Below are 518 nucleotides of genomic sequence, written 5' to 3'. Positions count from 1 at the left end.
CGCGCGTGAGCGCCGCCGCGATGGCGCACCCCGAGCGCGTCCACGGAGCGCCGCCGCTTACCGCGCGCACAGAGGCGTGGGCCGACGACCTGCTTGCCGATGCCGACGCCTGCCAGTCGCTGCTTGAGACCTATTCCAGCCCCGTCAACGTGCTCAACGCCGCCCCGATGGAATCCCACATCGACGAGCTCGTCGCCGCCGGCGCGAGCCGAGGTGTGGACGTGCGCGTGTTTTTCGCCCGCAAGGCGAACAAGGGCCTGACTTTTGTGGACGCCGTGCGCGACGCCGGCCACGGCGTGGACGTGGCCAGCTTCAACGAGTTGCGGCAGGTCATCGACCGCGGCGTGCCGGGGGAGCGGATCATCGTCTCCGCAGCCATCAAGACCGATGAGCTGCTGCGGCTGGCCATTGACCACGGCGCGGTGATCTCCGCCGACAACGTCGACGAGTACGAGCGGATCGCGCGGCTCGCCGATCTCGCGGGAGGGCGGGCCGCGCGCGTCGCCCCCCGCCTCGCC

The 518-nt window shown here is 71.4% G+C and carries 1 pseudogene; it reads left to right on the top strand.

What is annotated here, in order from left to right:
- Nucleotides 1–518: pseudogene (locus tag HMPREF0298_RS11280) on the top strand (FAD/NAD(P)-binding protein); the annotation flags it as partial.

Source organism: Corynebacterium lipophiloflavum DSM 44291, assembly GCF_000159635.1.
Lineage (GTDB): Bacteria > Actinomycetota > Actinomycetes > Mycobacteriales > Mycobacteriaceae > Corynebacterium > Corynebacterium lipophiloflavum.
This window is presented reverse-complemented; position numbering and strand designations above follow the sequence as displayed.